General features: G+C 65.3%; 3 protein-coding genes. All 3 read left to right on the forward strand.

What is annotated here, in order from left to right; genetic code table 11:
• Positions 1–489 precede the first annotated feature (489 nt).
• Complete coding sequence (locus tag ABW137_RS23915) at positions 490–627, forward strand: hypothetical protein (protein ID WP_526403940.1); 138 nt, start codon at positions 490–492, stop codon at positions 625–627.
• Positions 628–900: 273 nt separating this feature from the next.
• Positions 901–2,448 (forward strand): cellulase family glycosylhydrolase, encoded by a 1,548-nt coding sequence (locus ABW137_RS23920; RefSeq protein WP_526403941.1) that lies wholly within the window; start codon positions 901–903, stop codon positions 2,446–2,448.
• 62 nt (positions 2,449–2,510) lie between these two features.
• Positions 2,511–2,875: carboxyl transferase domain-containing protein (locus ABW137_RS23925; protein ID WP_526403942.1), on the forward strand; the 365-nt coding region annotated here is incomplete at its 3' end.

Consider the following 2,875-nt stretch of genomic DNA (forward strand, 5'->3'; position numbering starts at 1 on the left):
CGCTCGCAATCGCATGAAGGCGAAGATACCGGAGTCCGTCATCACCCACCGCGCCGAGCGCTCCGGAGTCGGCGCCAAGGTCGTTTGCGGAGACACCCCGTCGACGTTGCCAGCACTGCAACGGGCTACGCCTAGCCTGTGTCGTGGTCACCGCGCCGTGTGACGCCTCGCCCCGTCCCCGTCACCAGACCGTTCACACCCGGCGCATGCACGACCGGGAGCGGGGTAGCCCCGCCACGAAAGGCTGCCTCGATCGTCGTGTCATTCCGCCGGGTGTCGCGGGGCGGCGCTGCGCGAACCGCTCGACGTCGCGACCGAGGCGTTTGGTTCAGGGTACTCGGAAGTCATTCCCGCACAGGTGGTTTCATCTTGTCGCCACTCAGTGCGTGAGAACCGCCGCGACCTGGGACGCCATCCGCGCTGGGGCGGGCGACGATCGGCGGCGGCCGCGACGTGCTGCGCGTTCGATGCCCGTGGCCGCTCGACTCGATGGCCATCGTCGGGATCGCGGAGCTGCGGGAGGAGTGGCAGGGCGGCGCCACCGAACACGTCGCGAACGGTTTGCCACCGCAAGGCAGGGCGCCGCGCAACGGCCCGTCACTTGACGACGTCGGCAAGGTGCGATGAATTCGCTGAATCCTCCTCAGCAAATTTCGTGTTACGGCAACCCTTCGACGCCGCGGCCACTGCATCGCAGGTGGAGGCGATATATGACGCCTGTCGAGTCCGAACCTGAATGGATTCGTGACTGCGCCGCAACCAAGATCACGGAGCGACCGTGCGACGATATTGCCCGTCGAATTCAAATATTCGTTCTCGACAAATGGCATTCCCTGACATTTATTGTTTGCGGCCGACATTGCTGTCGATCGCCACTCGAACGAAATAAGGATCAATTAGATGCCCGGTAATTCAGCCGGTATTCAACTGAGTCGCCGATCGGCAATGGGCCGCGGCCTCGCCGTGGGCGCAGTGGCCGCGGCAGGACTAAGTGGATTGTCGTGGAACACATCTCGCGATGAGCCGGTCAGGCTGACGGCCCGCCCGGTGCCGATCGCCGGCTTCGCCGCTGGTTCGGCGGTCCTCAATTACAACGCGACGGACCTGTCGAGATCGCTTGACATCATTTCCGCGAGTCGCGCCACCGGCATTCGGTTCGACATTCCGTGGTTCCACGTCCAAAATCGGCAATCCACCTTCGTGTGGACGACCGTGGACGCCGTCGTCAATGCGGCAGTCAGTCGCGGATTCTTCGTCCTGGCGTCCATCGTGACGTGCCCGCCGTGGGCCGCCGTCAACACCAGCGGGCTGCAATGGACCCGCCCGCGAAGCGCCGCGGACTACGCCGCGTTCTGCGAGACGGTGGCCAAGCGATACCTGGGCAAGATCGACGCCTACGAGATCTGGAACGAGCCCAACGGCGCCCTGTTCTTCGGACCAGCCCCCGACGCGGCCTTCTACACCTCGATGGTGCGAGCGGCCTACCCACGGATCAAGGCGGTGGACCCGTCGGTGACGGTGCTGGCAGGCGCGATGGGCTCCACCAACACCACCGACAGCACCGTCGACGCCGTCGAATTCCTGACCCAGTGCTACCAGAATTCGCTCGCCGGTTCCTGCGACGCGGTCTCCCACCATCCCTACGACTGGGGCTTCGCGGCCACCTTCGCCGACGGTATGCGCTTCGAAAACGCACCGATCCGGCAGATGATCAAGATGCACGCCTTGATGAAGCGCAACGGCGACGGCGCGAAGAAGTTGTGGGCCACCGAGTACGGCGCGCCGACCGTTGGCGCCGTCACCCAGGAACAGCAGAACAACTTGCTGTTCAACGGACTTCAGCAGTGGCGAGGGGTGTCCTACGCCGGGCCGATGTTCTTCTACACCATGCGGGACGCCGCGACTGGCGGCTCCAACGCCGAGAACAACTTCGGCGTGGCGACCAGTGCGTACGCGCCCAAGACTGCGCTGTACGGCCTCGAATCCCTGGGCCGGGCCGGATATCCGACCACCGACGCGTACAGCGCGTTCATGGCCAATGCCGATCCTGCGCTCGGCGCGCCCGTCGGGCCGCCGTACCTGCTCAGCTACGGGTGGGCGATGGAGTGCGAGAACGGCACCCGGTTCGTCACCAACCACGGATTCATCAGCTCGCCGACCGACGTCGCGACGGTGGCGCGCCGCAACAACGTCATCCCGCTGGGCGCCTTCGCCAACAACATGCAGGACATGGACGTGCAGGGCGGGTTCCGGATCTTCACGCATCCCACGTTCGGTACGCACGCGGTGTACGGCGCGCTCCTGACCGCCTGGACGTCCAACATGGGGTTCCCGAAGACCGACCACTACACGCCCGCAGGCACCAACAATGCGGCGGTCGACTTCGAGTTCGCTCGTATTACCTGGTCGCCCACCCAGGGCACCACAGTCGCCTGGTACAACGCCTGACATCACGGGGTGCCGCGACCGCGTGACCCTCAGCAGTGTCGCTGGCGATAGCATCGACAACCATGACGAGCGTTACCGAGCCAGACCAGGGCGCCCCAGAAGCCGCCGCGACGATCGACATCCACACCACTGCGGGCAAGCTCGCCGATCTCCGGAAGCGCGCTGAAGAGACGCTGCATCCGGTCGGCGAGGCGGCGGTCGAGAAGGTGCACGCCCGGGGCAAGCTCACCGCCCGCGAGCGGATCTTTGCACTGCTCGACGAGGATTCCTTCGTCGAATTGGATGCGCTTGCCAAGCACCGCAGCACCAACTTCGGTCTCGGCGAGAACCGACCGCTCGGCGATGGCGTGGTCACCGGGTACGGCACCATCGACGGCCGCGAGGTCTGCATCTTCAGCCAGGACGCGACGGTCTTCGGCGGCAGCCT

Source organism: Mycobacterium sp. (assembly GCF_040509115.1).
Classification (GTDB): Bacteria; Actinomycetota; Actinomycetes; order Mycobacteriales; family Mycobacteriaceae; genus Mycobacterium.